Annotated in this window: 28 protein-coding genes and 1 pseudogene; 19 read left to right on the top strand and 10 right to left on the bottom strand. The window is 40.0% G+C overall.

The genetic code is table 11. The features are described 5' to 3' along the window. Positions 1–14: 14 nt before the first annotated feature. The 5 genes from GWR21_RS27735 to GWR21_RS27755 all read right to left on the bottom strand — a co-directional run bounded on the left by GWR21_RS27735 (position 15) and on the right by GWR21_RS27755 (position 4,790). On the bottom strand, positions 15–671 hold the full coding sequence (locus tag GWR21_RS27735; RefSeq protein WP_162334958.1) for a hypothetical protein: 657 nt from the start codon (positions 669–671) through the stop codon (positions 15–17). A gap of 333 nt (positions 672–1,004) precedes the next feature. Next, the gene (locus GWR21_RS27740) at positions 1,005–2,057 is read right to left on the bottom strand and encodes an ABC transporter permease (protein ID WP_238430044.1); all 1,053 of its coding nucleotides are present in this window, start codon (positions 2,055–2,057) and stop codon (positions 1,005–1,007) included. Beyond that, positions 2,032–3,006: an ABC transporter ATP-binding protein gene (locus GWR21_RS27745; RefSeq protein ID WP_162334959.1), complete on the bottom strand. Its 975-nt coding sequence runs from the start codon at positions 3,004–3,006 to the stop codon at positions 2,032–2,034. Before GWR21_RS27745 ends, GWR21_RS27740 begins: the two co-directional genes overlap by 26 nt. 45 nt (positions 3,007–3,051) lie before the next feature. Beyond that, positions 3,052–3,762 (bottom strand): COG1470 family protein, encoded by a 711-nt coding sequence (locus tag GWR21_RS27750; RefSeq protein ID WP_238430046.1) that lies wholly within the window; start codon positions 3,760–3,762, stop codon positions 3,052–3,054. Between the two features lie 665 nt (positions 3,763–4,427). Beyond that, entirely contained in the window at positions 4,428–4,790 is a 363-nt protein-coding gene (locus GWR21_RS27755; protein WP_162334961.1) for a DoxX family protein, read from the bottom strand. A gap of 129 nt (positions 4,791–4,919) precedes the next feature. Between GWR21_RS27755 and GWR21_RS27760 the strand changes: the two genes are divergently transcribed. After that, a complete protein-coding gene (locus tag GWR21_RS27760) occupies positions 4,920–5,285 on the top strand; it encodes a winged helix-turn-helix transcriptional regulator (protein ID WP_202929000.1) in 366 nt (121 codons plus the stop codon). Between the two features lie 338 nt (positions 5,286–5,623). Further along, positions 5,624–6,700, top strand: a complete 1,077-nt coding sequence (locus tag GWR21_RS27765) for a hypothetical protein (RefSeq protein ID WP_162334962.1) — start codon at positions 5,624–5,626, stop codon at positions 6,698–6,700. Positions 6,701–7,852: 1,152 nt separating this feature from the next. On the opposite strand, the pseudogene GWR21_RS27770 reads toward GWR21_RS27765, so the two are convergent. Continuing rightward, positions 7,853–8,077 (bottom strand): annotated as a pseudogene (locus GWR21_RS27770) (integrase core domain-containing protein); the annotation flags it as partial. Positions 8,078–8,393: 316 nt separating this feature from the next. Here GWR21_RS27770 and tnpA (GWR21_RS27775) point away from each other — a divergent pair. The 9 genes from tnpA (GWR21_RS27775) to GWR21_RS27815 all read left to right on the top strand — a co-directional run bounded on the left by tnpA (GWR21_RS27775) (position 8,394) and on the right by GWR21_RS27815 (position 16,282). Next, positions 8,394–8,726 (top strand): IS66 family insertion sequence element accessory protein TnpA, encoded by a 333-nt coding sequence (gene tnpA, locus GWR21_RS27775; RefSeq protein ID WP_162334964.1) that lies wholly within the window; start codon positions 8,394–8,396, stop codon positions 8,724–8,726. After that, on the top strand, positions 8,727–9,083 hold the full coding sequence (tnpB, locus tag GWR21_RS27780) for an IS66 family insertion sequence element accessory protein TnpB (RefSeq protein WP_262888474.1): 357 nt from the start codon (positions 8,727–8,729) through the stop codon (positions 9,081–9,083). It abuts the gene before it with no gap. A gap of 49 nt (positions 9,084–9,132) precedes the next feature. Beyond that, complete coding sequence (locus tag GWR21_RS27785) at positions 9,133–9,867, top strand: IS66 family transposase (RefSeq protein WP_162334966.1); 735 nt, start codon at positions 9,133–9,135, stop codon at positions 9,865–9,867. Between the two features lie 500 nt (positions 9,868–10,367). Continuing rightward, positions 10,368–11,597: a group II intron reverse transcriptase/maturase gene (gene ltrA, locus GWR21_RS27790; protein WP_162330897.1), complete on the top strand. Its 1,230-nt coding sequence runs from the start codon at positions 10,368–10,370 to the stop codon at positions 11,595–11,597. A gap of 101 nt (positions 11,598–11,698) precedes the next feature. Further along, positions 11,699–12,466 (top strand): IS66 family transposase, encoded by a 768-nt coding sequence (gene tnpC / locus GWR21_RS27795; RefSeq protein ID WP_162330088.1) that lies wholly within the window; start codon positions 11,699–11,701, stop codon positions 12,464–12,466. 82 nt (positions 12,467–12,548) lie between these two features. Beyond that, entirely contained in the window at positions 12,549–13,451 is a 903-nt protein-coding gene (locus GWR21_RS27800) for a hypothetical protein (protein WP_162334967.1), read from the top strand. 70 nt (positions 13,452–13,521) lie between these two features. Continuing rightward, positions 13,522–13,740 carry a hypothetical protein gene (locus GWR21_RS27805; RefSeq protein WP_238430048.1) on the top strand — a complete coding sequence of 73 codons (219 nt, stop codon included), beginning with the start codon at positions 13,522–13,524 and terminating at the stop codon, positions 13,738–13,740. A 713-nt stretch (positions 13,741–14,453) separates the two neighbouring features. Further along, the gene (locus GWR21_RS27810; RefSeq protein WP_162334969.1) at positions 14,454–15,326 is read left to right on the top strand and encodes a sce7726 family protein; all 873 of its coding nucleotides are present in this window, start codon (positions 14,454–14,456) and stop codon (positions 15,324–15,326) included. 11 nt (positions 15,327–15,337) lie between these two features. Then, entirely contained in the window at positions 15,338–16,282 is a 945-nt protein-coding gene (locus GWR21_RS27815) for a sce7725 family protein (protein ID WP_162334970.1), read from the top strand. 497 nt (positions 16,283–16,779) lie between these two features. On the opposite strand, the gene tnpC (GWR21_RS27820) is transcribed toward GWR21_RS27815, so the two are convergent. From tnpC (GWR21_RS27820) to tnpA (GWR21_RS27830), 3 genes are read right to left on the bottom strand one after another with little or no spacing between them, the layout of a single operon-like run. Continuing rightward, entirely contained in the window at positions 16,780–18,270 is a 1,491-nt protein-coding gene (gene tnpC / locus GWR21_RS27820) for an IS66 family transposase (RefSeq protein ID WP_162334971.1), read from the bottom strand. Positions 18,271–18,319: 49 nt separating this feature from the next. Continuing rightward, positions 18,320–18,676 (bottom strand): IS66 family insertion sequence element accessory protein TnpB, encoded by a 357-nt coding sequence (gene tnpB, locus GWR21_RS27825; protein ID WP_262888475.1) that lies wholly within the window; start codon positions 18,674–18,676, stop codon positions 18,320–18,322. Then, entirely contained in the window at positions 18,677–19,009 is a 333-nt protein-coding gene (gene tnpA, locus GWR21_RS27830; protein ID WP_162334964.1) for an IS66 family insertion sequence element accessory protein TnpA, read from the bottom strand. It abuts the gene before it with no gap. Between the two features lie 339 nt (positions 19,010–19,348). On the opposite strand from tnpA (GWR21_RS27830), the gene GWR21_RS27835 reads away from it, so the two are divergent. The 3 genes from GWR21_RS27835 to GWR21_RS27845 are packed head-to-tail and all read left to right on the top strand — an operon-like array spanning position 19,349 to position 20,859. Continuing rightward, positions 19,349–19,918 carry a hypothetical protein gene (locus GWR21_RS27835; protein WP_162334973.1) on the top strand — a complete coding sequence of 190 codons (570 nt, stop codon included), beginning with the start codon at positions 19,349–19,351 and terminating at the stop codon, positions 19,916–19,918. Then, the gene (locus GWR21_RS27840) at positions 19,915–20,421 is read left to right on the top strand and encodes a hypothetical protein (protein ID WP_162334974.1); all 507 of its coding nucleotides are present in this window, start codon (positions 19,915–19,917) and stop codon (positions 20,419–20,421) included. Before GWR21_RS27835 ends, GWR21_RS27840 begins: the two co-directional genes overlap by 4 nt. Before the next feature lie 18 nt (positions 20,422–20,439). Then, positions 20,440–20,859: a hypothetical protein gene (locus GWR21_RS27845; RefSeq protein ID WP_162334975.1), complete on the top strand. Its 420-nt coding sequence runs from the start codon at positions 20,440–20,442 to the stop codon at positions 20,857–20,859. A gap of 114 nt (positions 20,860–20,973) precedes the next feature. Here the strand turns inward: GWR21_RS27845 and GWR21_RS27850 are convergent, their stop codons facing one another. Further along, positions 20,974–21,195: a hypothetical protein gene (locus tag GWR21_RS27850; RefSeq protein ID WP_162334976.1), complete on the bottom strand. Its 222-nt coding sequence runs from the start codon at positions 21,193–21,195 to the stop codon at positions 20,974–20,976. A 44-nt stretch (positions 21,196–21,239) separates the two neighbouring features. On the opposite strand from GWR21_RS27850, the gene tnpA (GWR21_RS27855) reads away from it, so the two are divergent. The 5 genes from tnpA (GWR21_RS27855) (at position 21,240) to GWR21_RS27875 (ending at position 23,407) form a co-directional block, all read left to right on the top strand. Beyond that, positions 21,240–21,515, top strand: a complete 276-nt coding sequence (gene tnpA, locus GWR21_RS27855; RefSeq protein WP_162334977.1) for an IS66 family insertion sequence element accessory protein TnpA — start codon at positions 21,240–21,242, stop codon at positions 21,513–21,515. Positions 21,516–21,586: 71 nt separating this feature from the next. Beyond that, a complete protein-coding gene (tnpA, locus tag GWR21_RS27860; protein WP_162334977.1) occupies positions 21,587–21,862 on the top strand; it encodes an IS66 family insertion sequence element accessory protein TnpA in 276 nt (91 codons plus the stop codon). 71 nt (positions 21,863–21,933) lie between these two features. Beyond that, complete coding sequence (gene tnpA / locus GWR21_RS27865) at positions 21,934–22,266, top strand: IS66 family insertion sequence element accessory protein TnpA (RefSeq protein WP_162334964.1); 333 nt, start codon at positions 21,934–21,936, stop codon at positions 22,264–22,266. Then, complete coding sequence (gene tnpB, locus GWR21_RS27870) at positions 22,267–22,623, top strand: IS66 family insertion sequence element accessory protein TnpB (protein ID WP_262888474.1); 357 nt, start codon at positions 22,267–22,269, stop codon at positions 22,621–22,623. A 49-nt stretch (positions 22,624–22,672) separates the two neighbouring features. Further along, positions 22,673–23,407 carry an IS66 family transposase gene (locus GWR21_RS27875; protein WP_162334978.1) on the top strand — a complete coding sequence of 245 codons (735 nt, stop codon included), beginning with the start codon at positions 22,673–22,675 and terminating at the stop codon, positions 23,405–23,407. Positions 23,408–23,789: the final 382 nt, after the last annotated feature.

A 23,789-nucleotide genomic window follows, 5' to 3' on the forward strand; every position in this document is an offset into this window, starting at 1 on the left:
CCGAAGATATGGTGTTAGTTGACCAGGATTTGGGATGTATATTGTATGATGAAACTTTTGAGGAAGTCGTCAATGGTTTCTTCTTCCATTTGTTCCTGTTGTAACAGGGATGTTTTGAGTCGTTGGTATTCATCTGTTTTCTTAAAGGCCAGGAATTGTTTGCTTTTAAACGCTTCGTATTGGCTGGCGCTGAGGTTTTTATCTTTTTTCACATCTCCTTTGTTTATTTCCAACAGGATGTAGTGTTCATAGGTGGATCCGTATCCCATATGCACATAGTTGACAAGTTTGCCATAAGGGATGACCAATAAGCCTGTCTGCCAGTCGACTTTGATATGCGTTTGTCCGGGGAAAACCTGTTCCATGACACTTTGGAATTTTGTATCGTATCTACCTTTACTGGTAGTGTCTCTCACTTCGATCTCTATATCCTTAAGGTAAAGACTTCCATTGCTTACTTCGAACGTCGCAACGTATCCACGCCATAGTGCTGTGGATCCGATGCCTCCGCGGGGACGTTTATCTGGGTGACTGGTAAAGTAACTTTCCATGGGATTACTATGCATATCATATTCCTTCCCCTTGTAGATGATCTTATCCGGATATTGGGCGGTGGCGAAAACGGTGACCTTTAAAAAGAGTGTCAGTAGCAAAGTGAGTAATAGTTTCATTTATTCTTTTTTTATGAGATGCAAATTACGCCTGGATTCCATAAATGTAATTTCCGTCGATTAATAAGTGTTTAGAAGATTGGTTGATCTTTTGACCGTAAAATGATGATTGAGGCAATAAAAGGTAGTACATGCAAATAAAGTCGTAGTGGCTTCAATTTTGTTTGGTAAACAGGATGTAAATTTAAAATGGCCCTGTAAATCAATTTATTACAGGGCCTTTGCTTGCCAATTGCCGGAATAATTGAACCACTTAATTGTGGTATTGCTAAGTTAAGCCATGAAGGCTGGGTTCATTCCGGAAGGATTCATTGAAAATTATCTGTTAAGAAGTTAGCTTCTGATCTCACGCCGCATGAACAGGTAGTAGGTCCATGCAAAGCAGACGGTAGTAGCTGCAAGTAGCCCGCTTACCTGAGGCCATATAATCATTAGACTTTCTCTAAACGGCAGGGGTGCAGGTACAGCACCTGCCATTTCTTCCATAGTTACCGGACCCAGGCTGCGAACGGAAGGTATGAGTAAGGTAGTAGTGGCATCTGTGTAAAGCTGACCAGGTGCTATTCTCAATAGGTTCAAGATCATATTTTCATACCAGATGAGCTGCTCCGACGGTAGTATCTCAGGATTTGCCGGCAGAATGGCCCTTACTAACAGTTTAATAAGGAGCTGGTAAAATACGGTGAGGAAGATCCATATTCCAATGGCTGTTAGAGCTGCTGTTGCAGCCTGCCTGAAGCGCACAGACAGATGGATGGAAAGCGCCAGCCAGAAAGCAACATATAAGATGCTGAAGGCGGTGAAAGCGAAAATTCTCAGGGCTTCCTGTGGTTCCATTCGCACACCGGTGAAGAATAATCCTCCTCCTACCATTAGCAATATCAGCGACGTAAAGAAGACGGTGACAACCAGGCCAGCGCTTACAAACTTAGAAAGCAGAAGGTTGTCCCGATATACGGGTTGTGCCATGATCCTGGCGAGCGTACCACTGCTCTGTTCTCTATTCACTGCATCAAAGCCAAGACTAATACCGAGTAGCGGTCCCAGGAAGCTGATAAACACATGAAAGGGCGGCACTACTTTGTCAGTAGCGGTAAGCAGCTTTAAATAGAGAAAAGTGTGATCAGGGTCGCTCAGATTGCCGGTGGCAGCTCCAATGTTAGAAAGCGATACGTACATGGCGGTTACGAATGTAAGCACGATGAGCGACATCAGAACGATCAGGCGCCAGCTACGTATGTGGTCTGCAATCTCCTTACTTACCATTATGCTGAACGGAGAAGGCGTTTGCCGGACGGTAGGCCTGTTACTGCTCCCTTTGTTTGTAAGAGACAGTCCAGTGAAGGAAACTGGCGGACGTTTAATGAGTTGTAGTTTCAGCTGCATTGTTTTCAAAATATTTTTGATAGATGTCATCTAAACTATAGTCTTTTTTGTGTACGCCGGTAATATCACATCCGTTTTCAACCAGCAGGCGGACGATGGCAGGTGTGATATCATGGGTGCAGGTAAAGACAAGATCTTTGTCTTGCACGTTCACTTCTTTCACGGCATCCAGTCCTGAAAAGATCGCCATGTGTGGCCATGGTTGCGGGACCGGAGCCGTCAGGGTTACTGTAGTCGTATGGCCACCCTCGTTCAGCATACTGCCTGAAAGGGTATTGATATTACCTTCTACTTCCAGTTTACCATTTACGAAGATTCCAACACGATCACATACCTGCTGTACATGGTGCAGATGATGAGAGGAGATCAATACGGTAATTCCCCGTTGTCTGCTGAGCTGCTTGATCAGTATCAGAAATTCCCTGACACCTGTTGGATCGATACCTAGTGTAGGTTCGTCGAGAATGATTACTGCAGGGTCTTTGATTAGCACATCTGCCAGCCCCAGTCTTTGTTTCATGCCCCGGGAAAATGTGGAAGTCTTTTTATCAGCATCGCCTGCAAGACCTACCAACGCCAATGTTTCCATGCACTTCTTCCTGATTTCATGTTCTGGCAAACCATTCAAACGGGCGATGTATAGCAGGTTTTCGAGGGCGGTCATGTTATCGTAGAATCCAACACTGTCTGGCATATAACCTACGCTGCGTTTGACGGCGATAGGTGAGCGGGTCGCATTATATCCGCACACGTGAACGGTACCCGCCGTAGGTTCTGTAAGGCCCAGCATCATGAGAATGGTAGTGGTTTTACCAGCCCCATTTGGCCCTAACAGACCGAAGATCTCGCCTTTGTAGATGGTGAGATCCAGGTCGTCCACTGCTTTTTTCTTCCCATAGCATTTCGTCAACCCTTTCAGTTGTATGACAGGATCATTTATCTGTAACATGATATGTTTTGTTGTTATGGAAACGTATGTTTGATGGAGATGCTGTTACCTCCTACCGTACTTGCGGATGAGATACCAGACAATGCCAATGGCCACTAAAATAATGAGGATGCCAAGCCATCCCGCAAGCAGGGACGTTTTTACTGTGATACGGAAAGCAGCCTGCGCGTTGCTTTCCTGGCTCTTTACGTTGAAGGTAATAGCATAGTCACCGGCAATGGTTTTGTCGGGCACACTTATTTTGGCTATCACTTCCTGTGAGGCATCCGGGTTCAGTTGCTGGAGCTTTGCAGGCTCAAACGTGCATGTCCACTGCGGAGGAAGCTGTGCGGAGTGCTCGAGTTCTTTCAGGGGTAGCGTACCGGTATTTTTCACTGTAAGGTGGATCTCCTGGTGTGCACCGGCAGTGACTTCATCACTCAGGCGGCCGGTAGGTGTTGTAAGCGTGACAGCGTAATTGCCTTTTACAACGGCCTCAAGCTCTAATTGTAGTGTATCATGGCTGGATACCGCGTGGACCGGAATTTTATACTTGCCCGGTTTTACGTTTGGTGAAGGATTCACTTCTACGGATAGCTCTTCAGACTTGGCGCCTGTTAAATTGAGTGCGGTGACCGGCATCCCCTGGACACGGAAGCCTACCATCCAGCCGGCGGGAACCGCTGCTGAGAGTTGATAGACTAAGGGCGTAGTGCCGGGATTACGTAGGGTGGCATTATAACGGAACGTTTCATTGGCCGCAGCCTCGATGTTCATAAGCCTTACGGTGAAATTGTCAGTAGACTGCGGAGGAGAAGGTACTTTTTCCGCTTTTACAAGTGTGTGCGCTGCGAAAAAAACGATGCATAAACAATAGGAAAAGCGCCTCTTAAAAGATCTGGGCGAACGGGTAAATAGTAATTCTGTTAACATGATCCAATAACTAAAATTTATTAATGATAGTTTTCAAAAAATGTCAGTTTAGCGTTGTTACCAGTATGATTCGTAGGAACGGGCGGCAATTTAAAAACTGAGATGAAAATTTAGAACTGTTAAAAAAATTTTAACAACTTTTTAAGGTCCACTGTTGGGGATGATAGTTCCGGCGGTTTCGTTTATGGCCTGCTGGTGTATACCTGGCCGGGATGGTAGTTACTTCTATCTGATACACAGGCACCATTCAACTCCACCCATGCTGGGGATTTTTATAAATAAGAAGATCCGTTCTTCTGAATCTTTTACCTTGTCAAATAGTGTAAAATGATGGTATCATGTCAATGGTGCAAGTAGTGCTTGCACCATTGATATGGAGGTGCTGGTATGTTGGTTATCAATTGATAGTGGCTGTTGAAATTCTGGATAGGCCTCTGCAAAAGCTCTCATGTTAGATTTTGAGAGGAAAGTCCCTTTATATCAGAGAAGCGGCGATTACTGCAGGCGGTTTATTTTGCATAGTTTATTTTTCTAAAATAATAATAGGATACGCATAGTATTGCAAACGGAATCAGCGGTGCCATACCTTTTGCAGCACCATCAGCGAGCCAGTGTCCCAGGCTTGCAGAAAGCAGTAATATTCCAAAAGCGACATAAGCCCATTCTTTAAACATACTGGGTATAGCAGGGATGAGGATAATTATTGCACCCACGATCTTACAGATGTCTAATTCAAGATTGAAATAAGCAGGGAAGCCAAGTCTGTGTATGGATTCGATTAAGTATGCCCGCGGAGCAAAATAGGATGGAAGTACAATCAACGCGATTCCAATAATTGTAATGATCCAATAAATTCTTTTTTCTTTCTGCATGGTTTAAATATTACAACACAAAATTATTTGACATAGCTTTACAATTGTTATCTGTTACCTTTTGGAAACTGGTTTCCTCTATGAAATCAAGTAGCTATTGATAAAGCGATTACAGTAATTTTGAATTATATGAATGCAAAAAAGCCAGCTCCGCAAGTACCTGATTGTAAAGAGCAATTAATTGCAATAAAGGATACTATGATCTTGTTATCGGGGAAATGGAAAATTCAGATTATTGGATGGCTCCTGCTATATGGTAAGGTGCGTTTTATGGATATGCTGCGTGGGATAGAAGGTATTGCTGCCAAAATGCTCTCTAAAGAGTTGCAGGAACTTGAGCAAAATGAAATAGTGTCCCGAACTGTGATGAATACGAAGCCGACAACTGTGGAATACGCGCTAACGGAACATGGTAAGACTTTGAGCGGGGTAATTGACGCTATTTCAGCTTGGGGAGTTACGCATCGAAAATTTCTGTTTAAAAAAGAAAGCTAATTAGGTCACTGGAGGCTTTTTCTTTTCGTGTGCCCATTAGGGGTAAGTTTACGAGCCGTTTAATTCATATTATCAATAAATTAGGTTGCTAAAAGTGCTGCAGACATTGACCAAAGGCCTGAACGATTGTATCAAGCTGAAATGGAAATGTTTTGAAGAGAAAGACAAATAAGCGTGTTGGGGGGCAGAAGCTTATGATTAGCAGGGCTTTATCTTAAGAATGTCCAACAGAACATCTTATGGCGAGACATGTATTGATTGTGTTGCCTGAGTTTTGTTTTGAGTGTAGGAAGGAATAGTGAATATCGCAGGCTTAGACGACTATAAAAAGCAAACGGTTGGAGAACATCTCGGACCTTTCCGCTTTTGTGCCCGGTACGGTGGAACAATCCCAATTTCCCGACAGAATTAAAAGAAACACAAAAATGATACTGCAGGATTTAATAAGTCTGATAGGAGTAAAAAGTACGGACCCAAGGATTGCACAGCTATTTGAGCAGAATAATCTGGGTAAACCGCCTAAAACAATCACATCTAATCAGGGGCAAAAAGCATTCAAAGACAAGCAGCAGCTGATAGACTACACTTTCAAATTTGATATCACCAATGACAGTTACTACCCACCTGTAAGTGTCAGGAATGAGGATTACAAATTTGACAACTACCTGAGTAATATGGTAGTGTTTTCCAAACCAGCACGTGGGAAAAAAGAATTCGTTGATCCTAAACCGATAAGCTTTTGGGACGGTTTCATAAACCCAGGGAGTTCTTTAGAGGAATGTCTTGCATATTTTGACAATCAATCAAGAAGTACTCGCAGCAGTACAATTTTTGAAAAGTCATTGAATGATATAGCGGAAATAAAAGTGTGGTTTGCAAACGATGAAAAAGAGGTGACGACTATTGAAATAAGGATTATCGAAGATACTGAGATCTTTGCTCATAGCTATTTCAATCCCGCAAACAAGTTTAACACTGTCCCGCAAGCTTATTCCTTATTGGTAAAATGGTTATTTGACAATAAGTACCTGAATCTTTCAGAAGAAACATATAGCCAGGAATTAAGTCTTGATCACACAGATATTCTGGCCTTTGTAAAGACTCACCTGAAAAGTCATATATGGGATACACAGATCAAGGACATCCCTTACCTGCGATCATTTTTATTTGAAATTGCTTCGAATTCTTCTATTAAAAATAAGGATGGAGAGGAAATAAACTTTTATATAAAAAATCTATACGTCAGAACAGCTGGTAAATGGGAGGAACATCAGAAAATTTATGACACAGACATCTTAGGTTTAGAGGATTTTGAAAATACTATCTTTCTGGATGCTACAAAATCCATTCAGTTTTTAGATACGTTGACTGAGCACTTTGCTTTGTTTGCTCAGCTGACTGAAATAAATAAATAGTTTGTCAGCAACAGGATATAACAAGAAGGAGCTATCTCAAAAGTAAATTGGGATAGCTCCTTTTTTTGTATGGAGTTTTTTCAAATAAAAGGCTGATTCTCCCTCTGGTAAGTAAAGGAAATATTACATTTTATCATTACTGCACATTAATCGTAAAATAGCCCCAATCTGCACTCGTGCAGTCTTTGCCTGAACAATTACTTCTAAACGTCGATACCTTCACGTGTCGATGCCGGATCTCGATATTTCTCGATACTGGGAATTGACATGACCTGGCTGTAAAGAACTGCGTTTTTTCTTTTTTGTTAGGATAGATTGAACAAGCCTTTGACATTTTGGTCAGCATTTCATCTAGTTTAAGATATTTGAATAATATTTATGTTCGGTATTATTCATTTCCTTTGTCGCCCAAAACATGTATCTATAGGATATGCTTTGCGCCAATCTTCTATAATGCCTTCTAGGTATCTTATTCGTACAGATCATGGAGTCGTCAATTGGAACTGAGAAGAAGAGTATTTCATGAGGTCCGATTGTAAATACCGATGTATTTGGATTCTCTATATTACAAAAAATATCATAATTATTGGTTTCCCAATTTTTTCCAAATAAATGCTGTTTATAAACGGAAAATAGAAAACTGTTACCATCTGAATTATTCTTAATTTCCAGACCAATACTGTCCTTTGATAAATAGCATGCATTGATTACTATGGGATTCTGAGCTGGAAGCTTAGAGGAAAATATACTCAATAAGAGAATCGAAAATATCTTAACCATTATTTTATCTTTTTAGTTCCACCATTGGTTTTATGTTGAGGACTCATACACTTAGAATTTTACTTCGGGTGAATAAATATTACAAATTGGGTACAGTTCCCAAGAATGGCTTGAAAATTTTAATAGACACAAGTGGTCATCGTCCCAATTGTTAAAATTATATAATTTCACAACTGGTATTATCAGTTAGAACTATGCTTTGAGATATGATACATACTGCCCGGTCAATCGTACCGGGAGCAAATGATCTCGTCCTAGTTTGGCGGTCCCCAGTCTTAGGACCGATAATCGTTCTTTTTAAGCTTTTAAGTGTTAAATGATTTACTGGGCTTTGCCCAGTGAATCATTTAATACAAGCCCCCCGGCAGGGGATTATGCGGCTTTCGCCATATATACTTCTATTGGAGTTGAATAATCCAATGATTGATGTAGGCGGGCACGATTATAAAAATTAAAATATCCTGTCAGTCCTTGATAGAGTGAAAGACCATCTTCGTGTACGTTCAGGTAAATGTGTTCATATTTAACACTCCTCCACAGTCGTTCGATCCATACATTATCCAACGCCCGACCTTTCCCGTCCATGCTTATTTTTATTTCATGTACAAAGGATCAATGCGAACGATTGTCTTGGCCCTGCGATACTAAATTTTGATCTTGTTACTTATATGCTTCAATGGGAGGATAGGGAGGATATTAAAGGTAAAATAGAGGGTATTGCTAATGTGATCGTAAAATTTGATGAAACGGGTATACGTTTTATGGATGAATTCCGGCAAATGCGGCCAGATTATATAGAAAAATTGGTGGTATGGCTGGTAAGAAGAGGTCCGAATTTGTAAGGTTCCGGTAGACAGCATCTTCGGCATGTAAGTCTGAGGGTTTATGTTTGCGTTGTTTAAATATGCCCTGTATGCAACCAACCAATAATTCCACGATACGTTCATTTACAATATCGGAGAAGAAGAATATCGCGATGCAATGGAGCCAGTCAAACGTAAAGATGCAAGTGTTTTGTGATAATCATGGAATCACGGTCTCCATGCTCAAGAACTGGAGGAAGCAGTTTGCCACTCCTGCAAAAGTTCCCAGACGAAAACATTTCATTCAGCTCACACCTTCTAAGGCGAGTATACCAGATATTGCACTTCCATTCGCGGAGGTGGTATCTTTATCAGGTAACAGGATAATTTTTCATTCGGCGGTCAACACAGACATGCTAAAAGAGCTACTAAACAGTAAATAAATGCTGGCACTCTCGTCCTCATGCCGGTATTTTCTGTATACTCAGCCAATCATGATAAGTAGTAGCTTTTACAAACTGGCGGCTATTGTCAATCAACAGATGCATTTGGATCCTTTAACCGGGGATGTCTATATTTTCTTTAACCGCAGAGCTACACATATCAAGCTACTTCAATGGCAGCAAGATGGATTTGCGATTTATTACAAGCGGCTTGAGAAGGGAACATTTGAGATTCCTAAACCAGGTGGGGTACAACCCTCGCTTACTTCTACACAATTGATGCTTATTCTGCAAGGCATTCAGATGGATAAAGTCCAGTACCGCAGGCGGTATTTTCGACAATCTTCCGATCATTAACATCGCGCTAACAAATAATTGATTTCCATTTGATAACATTGCAATTGCAATGAGTACGTCAGCAAAAGATAATGATTACAAACAGCTCTATGAGTCTGCCATCAACAAGGTTGAGCAGCTGCAGCATGAATTGAATCAGCTCAAGAAGATGATTTTCGGAGTTCGCCAGGAGCGATTTATTCCCGCAGATAAGAATCAACTGGCACTCGATATTCCAACAGAACAATCTGCTGTTGTTTGCAACGTGTTAGATGCAAAGAAGGTGACTTATGTCAAAGTTGTAAAACAAGATGCGACTCAAGGGAGAGATAGCCGTCATACCATACCATCTCACTTACGAAGAGAAGATGTAATTATAGATCCAGACCATATACCAGCTGGTAGTAAACATATTGGCACCACTGAAACTGAAGTGCTGGAATACAAACCCGCTGAAATTTATGTAGTCCGTTACATCCGTAACAAGTACCTTCTCCCATCTGCGGATGAGACGTCGTCAAAAATTATTGTTGGACCTTTGCCAACATTACCAGTTACAAAATCGATGATGGGGCCAGGCTTACTGGCTCAACTGGTTGTTGAGAAGATCTGCGATCATCTCCCCGTGCATCGCCAGCAACAACGTCTGGAAAGAGATGGCATAAAGCTACCATACTCAACGCTGAGTGATGGTTTTGCTAAGACAGCTGCGTTAATTACTCCTATTTACAGAGCGCTGGTAACAGAAGTACTCAACGCTGACTATTTGCAGGCTGATGAGACAGTGTGCCTTGAAGTAACATGAAAAGTTACATGCTGTTAGATTGATGGTGGCAGGCCCACCGTAAGGGATGACAGGCATACCTTACAAACCACCCTATGATGCTTTGGACGAAAGGAAAAGGTGTTGAGCGATAGGGGAAAAGGCAGAATTAATCTGTCAGGTAAGATTTAGTGAGCTGAACGAAAGTGAACTGCCATAGTAAAGTATCGATATCGCACTTATTCTGTCGAAAGCAGGTAACAGTTTCTTACCTACAAATTAAGTTTAGCGACAGTAACCTGGTGTTGGCTAGATGACAGGCGGTACATAGGTAGCAGGACACTAAATCAGGCGATTTAATGGAACAAGGGAATTTGTACAGGAGTGCAAAGGGAACAATTCAAGCGGAGACACCGCAAGGTTAAATACCAATATCCTGTACAGAGGCGGACTAAGTCGTAGTACTATTGAAGCTGCTGTAATGGCTGTGGAGGGAAGGGCTTAGCCAGATTAGTTTTATAAAACCAACAACAGTAAAATGGATGATTGATTATTATGAAACAAAGCAACATCCGGTGACCAAGAAAATGGTACTGGATGCTTACAAGAAAGTAAAGGAAAATAATGCAAGTGGTGGAATCGACGGAGAAAGTATAGAAGATTTTTCGATTGATGCGTCAAAGAATCTATACCGGATTTGGAACAGAATGACATCTGGATGTTATTACCCGCCAGTTGTGAAAAGCGTTGAAATTCCAAAGAAATCTGGCGGTGTGCGTATTCTTGGCATACCTACAATATCAGATCGCATAGCTCAACAGGTTGTGAAAAATTATCTTGAACCTATCGTGGAAGGCAGCTTCCATGAGGATAGTTATGGATATCGTCCCGGTAAGAATGCACATCAGGCCTTGGAGAAAGCCACTGCACGGTGTGGTTATTATAGTTGGGTGGTTGATATTGATATTCGAGCGTTTTTTGATAGTATAGATCACGAACTGTTGTTGAAGGCAATCGAGTGGTATACAAAAGAGAAATGGATTCTAATGTATATTAAGCGATGGCTTAAGGCTGGAATTATGTGTAACGGAGAAGTTAGACGTGGGGAAAAGGGCACTCCTCAGGGAGGAGTAATAAGCCCGCTACTAGCTAACATCTTCCTTCACTTTGTATTTGATAAATGGATGGAAAAGAATCACTCAAACATGCCTTTTGAACGGTATTGTGACGATGCAATTATACACTGTACGACAGAAAAACAGGCAAATTTCATCAAAGGTGCAATTACCAGGAGGATGATAGATTGTCGGTTGATGCTGAATGAGGAAAAGACGCGTATAGTTTACTGCAAAAATCATATACATACTGAAGCACATCGAAGTGTAAGCTTTGACTTTCTGGGTTATACTTTTCGACCATTAGGCAGACCAACTAAGAATGGCTGGAAACTTATGTATTTTCCGTGTATGAGTGACTCGTCTAAAAAAGCAGTTAGGCAAAAAGTGAGAGAGGTAGTAAGAAGACGTTTCCAAGGCACGATTTTGAACATCGCAAGGATACTAAACCCTAAAATCAGGGGATGGTATCAGTATTATTGTGTATACTCAAAGTGGACAACACATGGATTGTGGTACTGGCTAAATCTAAAATTGGTAAGATGGATAATGGAAAATAGAAAGCTTGGAAAGGGACGGGCGCATAGATGGCTTGTAAGAGTCTACGAAACCAATCCCCGATTATTTGAACACTGGTCATTTATTCGCCCATATTAATTGTATTGCTAATCTGGAAGCGCCGTGTGATGGGAGACTATCACGCACGGTGCTGTGAGAGGCTTGGGCTGAAATGCCCTTGCCTACTCGACTCGGTACCAGTGCTCGACAAGGATAAGAAAGGGAGCACTCATCGGGGGTATTACTGGCTCTATCAGGATAATATTAACAAGCTGCTTGTCTTTGATTATCAACCCGGGCGTGGCCGGGAAGGACCCGCAGAAATGCTGAAAGATTTTTATGGTACGCTGCAAACAGACGCTTACTCTGCATATAATAGCATCGTTGACACCAATAATATAACATTGATCCACTGTCTTGCTCATGCAAGAAGGTACTTCTCTGACGCTATTTACAGCGACCGAGAAAGAGCAGAATATGTATTGGAACAGTTACAGCTCGTCTATCAGATTGAACGCGATAGCAGGGCGTTAAATCACGACAATGAAAAACGAGCAGCTTCAAGACAGAAGCACTCCTTACCTATACTGAAGAAATTAGGAAGCTGGATGGAAGACCAATACAAGCAGGTACTTCCACAAAGCCCGATAGGAAAAGCCCTTGCCTATAGTATAAAACGCTGGGATAAACTCTGTGCCTTCGTGTATGATGGAAAGCTACATCCAGATAATAACGCGGCTGAGAGATCTATAAGAGCGACTGTTATAGGCCGAAAGAATTACCTCTTTGCCGGGAGCCATGAATCAGCAAAGCGAATTGCAATGCTCTACAGCCTGATCGGAACCTGTAAACTACATAACATTAATCCCAGCCTTTGGCTAAAGGACGTTTTAACGGTCATTAACGACCATCCTATCAACAGAATCAAAGAGCTCCTACCTCATATCTGGATCACGAAGCAAAAGTAACGCTCTCCAAAGTCATTAAATAGGTGCTGTCTACCGGATACTTACTGTATATAAACATCATTCGTATGAATTAAACCCTGCTATGATTGATTATATGCTAGATAGGTTTGAAAACGTGGCTGATCTAAAAGAATTTAATCGTGCCCAGTTGACTAATATTTTGAAAATGGCCCATTCTCCATTGTGTTTATATGTGCAAAGTGATAGAGAAGATTATTTGGTCAAGAGTTTTATCCCATTGGAAGATCATGATCAGGAGGATACTAATACGATGGTAGTTGTGTTGAGTGATAATACGGTAAGTGATGGGACAAAGATGAGGGTGATAGAACGAGTAAGTTTTAAAGTATCTGATCTAAGATTGTTGCCAGTACAATATTATCATTTGTTATTGGCGAATGCAAGATTTATACCTAGTTGGAGGAATATTATACGGTATTATCAGACAACAAGTAATTATTCAGTTGATGAGCAGTTGATGGTTTATATTGAGAGTGTGCATAAGGAGTTGTTTAATACGCCATTGCCAACAGGATTGGATCAGGAGGATGGGAAAGACTTGGATAATATTATAAGCTCGCTGCTGATGGGTAAGGTGCTTAAAAATGAGAGCAAGTTGGAGTTAATAGGCAGTGGCTTGGTTGAACGAAAGCTATTTATCAATGATTTTAGTGGAATGAGTGTGTCGTTAGTACATCATTTATTGCGTCATCTTGCAATAGAAAGGGTTACTTTATCTGCGTTGATCAAAGATAGCTTTATGGGGTTTGTGGAATTGACTAATATTTATTGGGATGAACTTTTACCATTATTAGAGCAATTGCCGCTTGAAGAAAGACATTATTATACTTTGTTACAGGCAAGTTGGATAACGCCAGATCGGAAGCAGGCAATATTGGACCGGGTATCGCGGGAAGTGATGTTGGGGCTTATTAAGAGGGGGGTATCACATACCGGTAGGCGCTATCCAGGAATCAGGTTTTGAATATACTGATGAAGATATATTAGCGATATTAAAAGGGGATAGGAAGCCAGCTGCAGATACTTTGGTGGGATTGATACTGGGATATGCAGATCGGTTCAGTGAGGAGACGTTGGTGGAGTTGTTAATGGCATTGGGTGGACCATTTGCAAAAATTGCGAAAAAGCAGGGGAAGGAAGTAGATAATGCTCCTTGGATGCCTGAGGTACTGAAGGTGTTGAGTGAAGTGGGAGAACTGGTTGAGCGTTTTACGACTAAGACAAAGATCATTGAAGTAAAATATATTGAGTAACTCTGCTTTATCAAATTATAGTTGTTTACATATTTTAGTCGAAACTTTAAGATTGCCTATTTCTCCCATGAATTATGCATTTTTAGATGAGGTATATAGTCCCATAAGAAAGAAGATTAATACCGTAGTGCTAAAAGCTTTAAACCCTTGTATTGGTAAGAATATAATTGATGAATAATGTCTACGGAATAGTTATATTCAAATCGGTATTATAATTAGCGTTTATTATAGCAAAACAGGAATCGAACTATTTTTAGTTGAGAATTAAATAGTTGCGTAGGTAAGAAAATTATAAAAAATGCAAAAGCCGCTCTTAGAGCGGCTTTTGCATTTTCTGTGCCCAGTAGTGGAACGTTTTCGAACCAAATAATATTGATAATAAACAACTTGAGATGTAAATAAGCGTTGCTGACTGACATCAATTTTGTCAAGTACTTCGTTTACTACCCGCATGGGGTGGTTACTCGCTACCATTTCATTTAAATCCGGAGGCAATAGCATCGCCTGGTGTTGGAACCCCTTGGGGTTCCAGTGGAGAAGCAAAAAGAAAACGCTGAAGATAAACTCCGACCTTTAGTGCCCAGTAGCTTTGAAACCCAATTACATTGATTATTGACAAGTTGATAATTTCATCCTCTTTTGGAGTTTGTTACATATCTTTTTATCATTATAAACATTTTCTCTATCTTGCAAAGATTAATCATCCGAACTTAATGGTTAAACACATTGAAGTAAAGTACCCATCACTACTTGCAAATTTATTTTCACCATCTTTTACTCAAAAGATGATAAAAGGTACTCATGTTCCTTATTTAACACATGTGCTTAATCAGACCGGATTTAAATCTTTGTTAAGGTCTGGTCTCACTGTTAAATCGGTTCTTCCCAAAATATTTTATTATTTGAACGACCATTATCGATGTGAATATATTTATAAATCTGCTATACTCAACGAAGTTCTATTAAAAAATTATACCCTTCAGGAAGCATCCTATTTCACAGAATTTAGATCCTTTAATGCAAAGGCAGATATTGTTATTTTAAACGGAACTTCAATTGTCTATGAAGTCAAGTCCGATATAGACCGTCTTGACAGATTAATTTCTCAAACATCGGCATATCAAAAAATATTTGACAAAGTAATCATTACATCAAATAAAGAAAACATTACTAAAATTGAAAAAATAGTAGCCCCTAATATTGGTATAACGATGCTAAATACTGATCTGACTGTTGATACATTCCGAGAAGCGAAATCAAACTTAGATATTTTAGACAAAGATCTTATATTTGATAGCCTCAGAAGATCAGAGTACTTATCCATTATTGAAAAGGCATTTGGGCAAACTCCGAAAGTTCCAGGAACGATTATTCATGCTACCTGTAAAAAGATTTTTCAGCAGCTTTCAAATATTGAAGCTCATTCCTACTTTATTAATACTCTCAAACAGAGGCGCATTTCGAGAGATCAAATCAACTTAGTAAATAATGCACATAAAGCATTAAAAAATCTATTAATAGAAAAAAAACTTTCTGATAATGACTGCAAATTAGTTAAATTGGGGTTAGAGCAAAAAATCAACTAAACCCCGTTATTATGTATTTTCCCTACCTCAGGGCTAAGCAATATGACTTGGCAGCTATCTTTGAAGTCAAAGATAGTACATACAAAAACAAATCAGTAATCCCAGTTATTGAACCTGTAACTAAGATTGTAGAAAAACATTATAAGAGGATTTTGGAGAAAGGGATTCACTTCATTCTTGTTACAAATCCTATGGTCGGAGATTTGGCATCTGTTTCTTTTAGCAAAACAATTATTGATTCTTTAGTTACAAATGTATTTAAAGATTATGAAAATTATACTTTAGGCTTTATCATACAACCCGACACATCTTTAGCTGATGTTAAAACTTTTATTACTAGATTCCCGAACAATGAGCATGCTTTTATACATTTTCATAAATTCAATGACGCAACGAAACTCGCTGAAATAATTTCGGCAGATAAAAACAACAAATACAACATATTTATTGATGGAAATATTGGTGTCGACTATGTTGAAGAATTTTCTTCAAGCAAGGCTCCTGATATTCTAATCAGTGATGGGTTCAAAAAAAGAAGCAAAAATGAGGCATATCCTGAAGAAGATTTTTTCTATGATTTGCATAACAGATATGCTATAGACCTGAACTATAACGGCTTTGGGGACTTTACTATAATTGGTGCCCAGTTTAGCAAAGGGGGAGGGCCAGCGTATGTTGTCGCAATACACTTAACAGATAAAGACAAGCACAATAACCTTGTTGTTAAACATTTCAAGTCCGACATATTAAGTCCTCCTAGTTCAGTTGACCCAGGCGGTAAATTTAATCAAGCATTAAAGAGATTGAAAAAGCATCTGGATGCTACATCACATTTGAATACTTCTGGTGTTGATGAATATAAAGATTTACATACAACAGGACATTACCCTGGACTGGGTATTGTTAAAAAGATCTCAATCAAACACCATATTGAATTCATTCACTCATTTCTATAACTAATCTGTAGACTAATTACTGTCTGTCCATAGGTAAGCATTTCAATGATAAGCTTTTTCTTTTCAGACTTATTAAACTCTATGCTTGATCGTAATCCCCAAGAATTCAACTTGATCGCTGATTTTTTCAGAAAGCAAATTTCGAACCACCGAACCAAATATTATACTTGAGCTGATAACCAGGCCCAGGGCGGGCTCAGACGACTATAAAAAGCAAAAGGTCGGAGATAACTCCGACCTTTCCGCTTTTGTGCCCAGTAGCGGTAGGTTTTCGAACCAATTGAGGCTGATTATTAGTAAATTTTCATGAGTCTAGTTGCTGTATGTAGCTCTAACTCTACAAGGGATATAACTTGTTATAGGTCAATTAATGTGTTACTTCTTCTTACTGTGACTGTCAATTGCTAGGTAACAATTGTGTCATAGGAAACAATTTAGATTATTAGAAAGCGGTAAGTATCCGGTAGACAGCACCTATTTAATGACTTTGGAGAGCGTTACTTTTGCTTCGTGATCCAGATATGAGGTAGGAGCTCTTTGATTCTGTTGATAGGATGGTCGTTAATGACCGTTAAAACGTCCTTTAGCCAAAGGCTGGGATTAATGTTATGTAGTTTACAGGTTCCGATCAGGCTGTAGAGCATTGCAATTCGCTTTGCTGATTCGTGGCTCCCGGCAAAGAGGTAATTCTTTCGGCCTATAACAGTCGCTCTTATAGATCTCTCAGCCGCGTTATTATCTGGATGTAGCTTTCCATCATACACGAAGGCACAGAGTTTATCCCAGCGTTTTATACTATAGGCAAGGGCTTTTCCTATCGGGCTTTGTGGAAGTACCTGCTTGTATTGGTCTTCCATCCAGCTTCCTAATTTCTTCAGTATAGGTAAGGAGTGCTTCTGTCTTGAAGCTGCTCGTTTTTCATTGTCGTGATTTAACGCCCTGCTATCGCGTTCAATCTGATAGACGAGCTGTAACTGTTCCAATACATATTCTGCTCTTTCTCGGTCGCTGTAAATAGCGTCAGAGAAGTACCTTCTTGCATGAGCAAGACAGTGGATCAATGTTATATTATTGGTATCAACAATGCTATTATATGCAGAGTAAGCGTCTGTTTGCAGCGTACCATAAAAATCTTTCAGCATTTCTGCGGGTCCTTCTCGGCCACGCCCGGGTTGATAATCAAAGACAAGCAGCTTGTTAATACTATCCTGATAGAGCCAGTAATACCCCCGATGAGTACTCCCTTTCTTATCCTTGTCGAGCACTGGTACCGATGTCTCATCAGCCTGCAAATAGTCAGCGTTGAGTACTTCTGTTACCAGCGCTCTGTAAATAGGAGTAATTAACGCAGCTGTCTTAGCAAAACCATCACTCAGCGTTGAGTATGGTAGCTTTATGCCATCTCTTTCCAGACGTTGTTGCTGGCGATGCACGGGGAGATGATCGCAGATCTTCTCAACAACCAGTTGAGCCAGTAAGCCTGGCCCCATCATCGATTTTGCAACTGGTAATGTTGGCAAAGTTCCAACAATGATTTTTGACGACGTCTCATCCGCAGATGGGAGAAGGTACTTGTTACGGATGTAACGCACTACATAAATTTCGGCGGGTTTGTATTCCAGCACTTCAGTTTCAGTGGTGCCAATATGTTTACTACCAGCTGGTATATGGTCTGGATCTATAATTACATCTTCTCTTCGTAAGTGAGATGGTATGGTATGACGGCTATCTCTCCCTTGAGTCGCATCTTGTTTTACAACTTTCACATAAGTCACCTTCTTTGCATTTAACACGTTGCAAACAGCAGCAGATTGTTCTGTTGGAATATCGAGTGCCAGTTGATTCTTATCTGCGGGAATAAATCGCTCCTGGCGAACTCCGAAAATCATCTTCTTGAGCTGATTCAATTCATGCTGCAGCTGCTCAACCTTGTTGATGGCAGACTCATAGAGCTGTTTGTAATCATTATCTTCTGCTGACGTACTCATTGCAATTGCAATGTTATCACATGTAAATCAATTATTTGTTAGCGCGATGTTAATGATCGGCAGATTGTCGAAAATACCGCCTGCGGTACTGGACTTTATCAATCTGAATGCCTTGCAGAATAAGCATCAATTGTGTAGAAGTAAGCGAGGGTTGTACCCCACCTGGTTTAGGAATCTCAAATGTTCCCTTCTCAAGCCGCTTGTAATAAATCGCAAATCCATCTTGCTGCCATTGAAGTAGCTTGATATGTGTAGCTCTGCGGTTAAAGAAAATATAGACATCCCCGGTTAAAGGATCCAAATGCATCTGTTGATTGACAATAGCCGCCAGTTTGTAAAAGCTACTACTTATCATGATTGGCTGAGTATACAGAAAATACCTGCATGAGGACGAGAGTGCCAGCATTTATTTACTGTTTAGTAGCTCTTTTAGCATGTCTGTGTTGACCGCCGAATGAAAAATTATCCTGTTACCTGATAAAGATACCACCTCCGCGAATGGAAGTGCAATATCTGGTATACTCGCCTTAGAAGGTGTGAGCTGAATGAAATGTTTTCGTCTGGGAACTTTTGCAGGAGTGGCAAACTGCTTCCTCCAGTTCTTGAGCATGGAGACCGTGATTCCATGATTATCACAAAACACTTGCATCTTTACGTTTGACTGGCTCCATTGCATCGCGATATTCTTCTTCTCCGATATTGTAAATGAACGTATCGTGGAATTATTGGTTGGTTGCATACAGGGCATATTTAAACAACGCAAACATAAACCCTCAGACTTACATGCCGAAGATGCTGTCTACCGGAACCTTACAGAAAGCGACCGAGCGAAATTTTTAGATGGTTAAAGCATTATATACTACGTTTAGATAGCAGTCTCTTCACCGCTCATTATTACTATCCTATATAAACTAGGAAGTCAGGTTGGACAACTAGATAAGGCTAATATTTCAATCTTTACGTTGCGACATTTAATTGGCTTATATTTAATTCATGCGTATATTTGGTCAAACGTTAGACAATATACATTTAGTTCCTTACTCAAATAACTGTAATACATATCTATATAATAAAAAAAATGAAGATAACAGTCTTAAATGCCGTCCTCGTTGGCAATTGGAATTATAAGGTTTTCAATGCAAAGTGGGTCGAGACAAACTTATTCTCATACAAAGGAAATCAGCCAATAAATGGTCTTGTAAATTTGGACGATATGGAATTCGGATATGAGTATGATGATTTAGTTTTAATTGTTAAGACTGCTGCTATTGAATTAAGGCTAAAAGATCCTAATAATTTAGATAATATTGAACGCATTGCTGAAGTATCAAATAAGATACAGTCTTTATTGTCTCATACTCCCATAAAAGGAATAGGTTTTAATATCAAGTATTTACTTGACGGAAATGATGATAGTGATTTCATAAAGATAATGAAGACCAAAGGATTTGCCCTTTCTGATTTAGAATTGTCGCAAATTCGACTATCAAAAAAATCAGAAGTGCATAGCACAAACATCACATTTGAATATCTTAATGGAGCTATAAAATCAATCGCATTTAATTTCCATTATCCCAAGCCAATAATTTTTGATAACACAGTTATCGCAAATCATTTAAAATTTGCTGAATTAAAATTGAGATCATGAGCAACGAGATTATAAACTATGAAGAACACACTAGCTTTATCAATCAAACAATTGATCTTGAGGATCGATTAGCGCCAAATGATTTTCTGAAAGTCAAGTTGTCGGACTCTACTGAGAGCAATTTTGTGGAGTTTCAACTACCAAAACAAAGCGTTGATCTTTATTTCAAAACTCTGGAAATCGAAAAAAGTATAAATGCTTTAAAGCATGTTTACGCAATTACTGCAATCAAAAACTTATTAAAGAAGAATCATTTCTTACAGTTAAATCTTGATTACTCAAACAAATTAATAAATGAAGAAGAATTCGAGCGAGAAATTGATGATAATCCAGATAGATTTATAATTGAAATGACATCAAATGATAGTGTTTTGGATTTGTATGTTATCAGTGAGTTGATTGAGAAAATTGGGAATCAATTCACAATTGATGAGGTTTCTGAACTGTTTTCGATTGATACAGAATCTTTACACAGAGTAATTAGCAAATTGATAAGCCGATAATATACTAAAAGACAGAAAATGCCTCATATTACTATAGGTAGTTCCATTGAATGTCTAGGAGCGGAAATACACTCAAGAAAATTTGTCCCTAAAATCGTTGTTAACATTCCAAATGTAGGACGATGTTATAAGTATTCTGGTGATCGCAATAGTGACGCGGTAATTACGAAAGAACTACATCCCAAGGTCCCAAAATATAGTACGAATTCGGCCTTAAGCTTAAGTGAGTCAATTGCCGGTGAAGGTATATTTATTTTAGTTAATTCTGTTAAGCAATTATTAATTAAAGTATCACCATATACACATAGACACAAAGCTCAATATTGTTCCACAAATGTTTTTACCTATGCAGAAATTACCAAGCCATTTCCCAATATTGGAGAAATAATAAATTCGAAGCTGCTGCAAAATCCCAATTCAGGATTGTTGGATATATAATTGTATGTTTATTATACTGTAGCTTTAAGACTACAAGATGTAATCTCAAAGCTACTACATGACGGATCATACCCCAATTTCTGATAGGCATTTCCGATCTTCAACCCTGGTTATTTATACAGGATCTGTTGGCTTAAATGGTTCGATTTTAACAGTGCCAAATTTTGGGAGAGTTGGCGCAACCTCAGCGAACTTATAAGTATACTGATCTGTCAACTTTCTTAGTAAGGTTTCCCATGCACCAGGTATTGATAGATCAACGATATCGTTTCCTTTAAGCCCAAAAGGAACAATATTCGGTGAACGTAAGGTTCCGGTAGACAGCATCTTCGGCATGTAAGTCTGAGGGTTTATGTTTGCGTTGTTTAAATATGCCCTGTATGCAACCAACCAATAATTCCACGATACGTTCATTTACAATATCGGAGAAGAAGAATATCGCGATGCAATGGAGCCAGTCAAACGTAAAGATGCAAGTGTTTTGTGATAATCATGGAATCACGGTCTCCATGCTCAAGAACTGGAGGAAGCAGTTTGCCACTCCTGCAAAAGTTCCCAGACGAAAACATTTCATTCAGCTCACACCTTCTAAGGCGAGTATACCAGATATTGCACTTCCATTCGCGGAGGTGGTATCTTTATCAGGTAACAGGTAAGGTTCCGGTAGACAGCATCTTCGGCATGTAAGTCTGAGGGTTTATGTTTGCGTTGTTTAAATATGCCCTGTATGCAACCAACCAATAATTCCACGATACGTTCATTTACAATATCGGAGAAGAAGAATATCGCGATGCAATGGAGCCAGTCAAACGTAAAGATGCAAGTGTTTTGTGATAATCATGGAATCACGGTCTCCATGCTCAAGAACTGGAGGAAGCAGTTTGCCACTCCTGCAAAAGTTCCCAGACGAAAACATTTCATTCAGCTCACACCTTCTAAGGCGAGTATACCAGATATTGCACTTCCATTCGCGGAGGTGGTATCTTTATCAGGTAACAGGTAAGGTTCCGGTAGACAGCATCTTCGGCATGTAAGTCTGAGGGTTTATGTTTGCGTTGTTTAAATATGCCCTGTATGCAACCAACCAATAATTCCACGATACGTTCATTTACAATATCGGAGAAGAAGAATATCGCGATGCAATGGAGCCAGTCAAACGTAAAGATGCAAGTGTTTTGTGATAATCATGGAATCACGGTCTCCATGCTCAAGAACTGGAGGAAGCAGTTTGCCACTCCTGCAAAAGTTCCCAGACGAAAACATTTCATTCAGCTGACACCTTCTAAGGCGAGTATACCAGATATTGCACTTCCATTCGCGGAGGTGGTATCTTTATCAGGTAACAGGATAATTTTTCATTCGGCGGTCAACACAGACATGCTAAAAGAGCTACTAAACAGTAAATAAATGCTGGCACTCTCGTCCTCATGCAGGTATTTTCTGTATACTCAGCCAATCATGATAAGTAGTAGCTTTTACAAACTGGCGGCTATTGTCAATCAACAGATGCATTTGGATCCTTTAACCGGGGATGTCTATATTTTCTTTAACCGCAGAGCTACACATATCAAGCTACTTCAATGGCAGCAAGATGGATTTGCGATTTATTACAAGCGGCTTGAGAAGGGAACATTTGAGATTCCTAAACCAGGTGGGGTACAACCCTCGCTTACTTCTACACAATTGATGCTTATTCTGCAAGGCATTCAGATGGATAAAGTCCAGTACCGCAGGCGGTATTTTCGACAATCTTCCGATCATTAACATCGCGCTAACAAATAATTGATTTCCATTTGATAACATTGCAATTGCAATGAGTACGTCAGCAAAAGATAATGATTACAAACAGCTCTATGAGTCTGCCATCAACAAGGTTGAGCAGCTGCAGCATGAATTGAATCAGCTCAAGAAGATGATTTTCGGAGTTCGCCAGGAGCGATTTATTCCCGCAGATAAGAATCAACTGGCACTCGATATTCCAACAGAACAATCTGCTGTTGTTTGCAACGTGTTAGATGCAAAGAAGGTGACTTATGTCAAAGTTGTAAAACAAGATGCGACTCAAGGGAGAGATAGCCGTCATACCATACCATCTCACTTACGAAGAGAAGATGTAATTATAGATCCAGACCATATACCAGCTGGTAGTAAACATATTGGCACCACTGAAACTGAAGTGCTGGAATACAAACCCGCCGAAATTTATGTAGTCCGTTACATCCGTAACAAGTACCTTCTCCCATCTGCGGATGAGACGTCGTCAAAAATTATTGTTGGACCTTTGCCAACATTACCAGTTGCAAAATCGATGATGGGGCCAGGCTTACTGGCTCAACTGGTTGTTGAGAAGATCTGCGATCATCTCCCCGTGCATCGCCAGCAACAACGTCTGGAAAGAGATGGTATAAAGCTACCATACTCAACGCTGAGTGATGGTTTTGCTAAGACAGCTGCGTTAATTACTCCTATTTACAGAGCGCTGGTAACAGAAGTACTCAACGCTGACTATTTGCAGGCTGATGAGACAGTGTGCCTTGAAGTAACATGAAAAGTTACATGCTGTTAGATTGATGGTGGCAGGCCCACCGTAAGGGATGACAGGCATACCTTACAAACCACCCTATGATGCTTTGGACGAAAGGAAAAGGTGTTGAGCGATAGGGGAAAAGGCAGAATTAATCTGTCAGGTAAGATTTAGTGAGCTGAACGAAAGTGAACTGCCATAGTAAAGTATCGATATCGCACTTATTCTGTCGAAAGCAGGTAACAGTTTCTTACCTACAAATTAAGTTTAGCGACAGTAACCTGGTGTTGGCTAGATGACAGGCGGTACATAGGTAGCAGGACACTAAATCAGGCGATTTAATGGAACAAGGGAATTTGTACAGGAGTGCAAAGGGAACAATTCAAGCGGAGACACCGCAAGGTTA

It is taken from the genome of Chitinophaga agri (assembly GCF_010093065.1).
GTDB lineage: Bacteria > Bacteroidota > Bacteroidia > Chitinophagales > Chitinophagaceae > Chitinophaga > Chitinophaga agri.

Coding starts and splice junctions, on each gene's coding strand:
- GWR21_RS27735 (WP_162334958.1), bottom strand. CDS start 671: ATGAAACTATTACTCACTTTGCTACTGACACTCTTTTTAAAGGTCACC.
- GWR21_RS27740 (WP_238430044.1), bottom strand. CDS start 2,057: ATGCAGCTGAAACTACAACTCATTAAACGTCCGCCAGTTTCCTTCACT.
- GWR21_RS27745 (WP_162334959.1), bottom strand. CDS start 3,006: ATGTTACAGATAAATGATCCTGTCATACAACTGAAAGGGTTGACGAAA.
- GWR21_RS27750 (WP_238430046.1), bottom strand. CDS start 3,762: ATGAACATCGAGGCTGCGGCCAATGAAACGTTCCGTTATAATGCCACC.
- GWR21_RS27755 (WP_162334961.1), bottom strand. CDS start 4,790: ATGCAGAAAGAAAAAAGAATTTATTGGATCATTACAATTATTGGAATC.
- GWR21_RS27760 (WP_202929000.1), top strand. CDS start 4,920: ATGAATGCAAAAAAGCCAGCTCCGCAAGTACCTGATTGTAAAGAGCAA.
- tnpA (WP_162334964.1), top strand. CDS start 8,394: ATGCAACCAACCAATAATTCCACGATACGTTCATTTACAATATCGGAG.
- tnpB (WP_262888474.1), top strand. CDS start 8,727: ATGCTGGCACTCTCGTCCTCATGCCGGTATTTTCTGTATACTCAGCCA.
- GWR21_RS27785 (WP_162334966.1), top strand. CDS start 9,133: ATGAGTACGTCAGCAAAAGATAATGATTACAAACAGCTCTATGAGTCT.
- ltrA (WP_162330897.1), top strand. CDS start 10,368: ATGATTGATTATTATGAAACAAAGCAACATCCGGTGACCAAGAAAATG.
- GWR21_RS27800 (WP_162334967.1), top strand. CDS start 12,549: ATGATTGATTATATGCTAGATAGGTTTGAAAACGTGGCTGATCTAAAA.
- GWR21_RS27810 (WP_162334969.1), top strand. CDS start 14,454: ATGGTTAAACACATTGAAGTAAAGTACCCATCACTACTTGCAAATTTA.
- GWR21_RS27815 (WP_162334970.1), top strand. CDS start 15,338: ATGTATTTTCCCTACCTCAGGGCTAAGCAATATGACTTGGCAGCTATC.
- tnpC (WP_162334971.1), bottom strand. CDS start 18,270: ATGAGTACGTCAGCAGAAGATAATGATTACAAACAGCTCTATGAGTCT.
- tnpB (WP_262888475.1), bottom strand. CDS start 18,676: ATGCTGGCACTCTCGTCCTCATGCAGGTATTTTCTGTATACTCAGCCA.
- tnpA (WP_162334964.1), bottom strand. CDS start 19,009: ATGCAACCAACCAATAATTCCACGATACGTTCATTTACAATATCGGAG.
- GWR21_RS27835 (WP_162334973.1), top strand. CDS start 19,349: ATGAAGATAACAGTCTTAAATGCCGTCCTCGTTGGCAATTGGAATTAT.
- GWR21_RS27840 (WP_162334974.1), top strand. CDS start 19,915: ATGAGCAACGAGATTATAAACTATGAAGAACACACTAGCTTTATCAAT.
- GWR21_RS27845 (WP_162334975.1), top strand. CDS start 20,440: ATGCCTCATATTACTATAGGTAGTTCCATTGAATGTCTAGGAGCGGAA.
- GWR21_RS27850 (WP_162334976.1), bottom strand. CDS start 21,195: ATGCCGAAGATGCTGTCTACCGGAACCTTACGTTCACCGAATATTGTT.
- tnpA (WP_162334977.1), top strand. CDS start 21,240: ATGCAACCAACCAATAATTCCACGATACGTTCATTTACAATATCGGAG.
- tnpA (WP_162334977.1), top strand. CDS start 21,587: ATGCAACCAACCAATAATTCCACGATACGTTCATTTACAATATCGGAG.
- tnpA (WP_162334964.1), top strand. CDS start 21,934: ATGCAACCAACCAATAATTCCACGATACGTTCATTTACAATATCGGAG.
- tnpB (WP_262888474.1), top strand. CDS start 22,267: ATGCTGGCACTCTCGTCCTCATGCAGGTATTTTCTGTATACTCAGCCA.
- GWR21_RS27875 (WP_162334978.1), top strand. CDS start 22,673: ATGAGTACGTCAGCAAAAGATAATGATTACAAACAGCTCTATGAGTCT.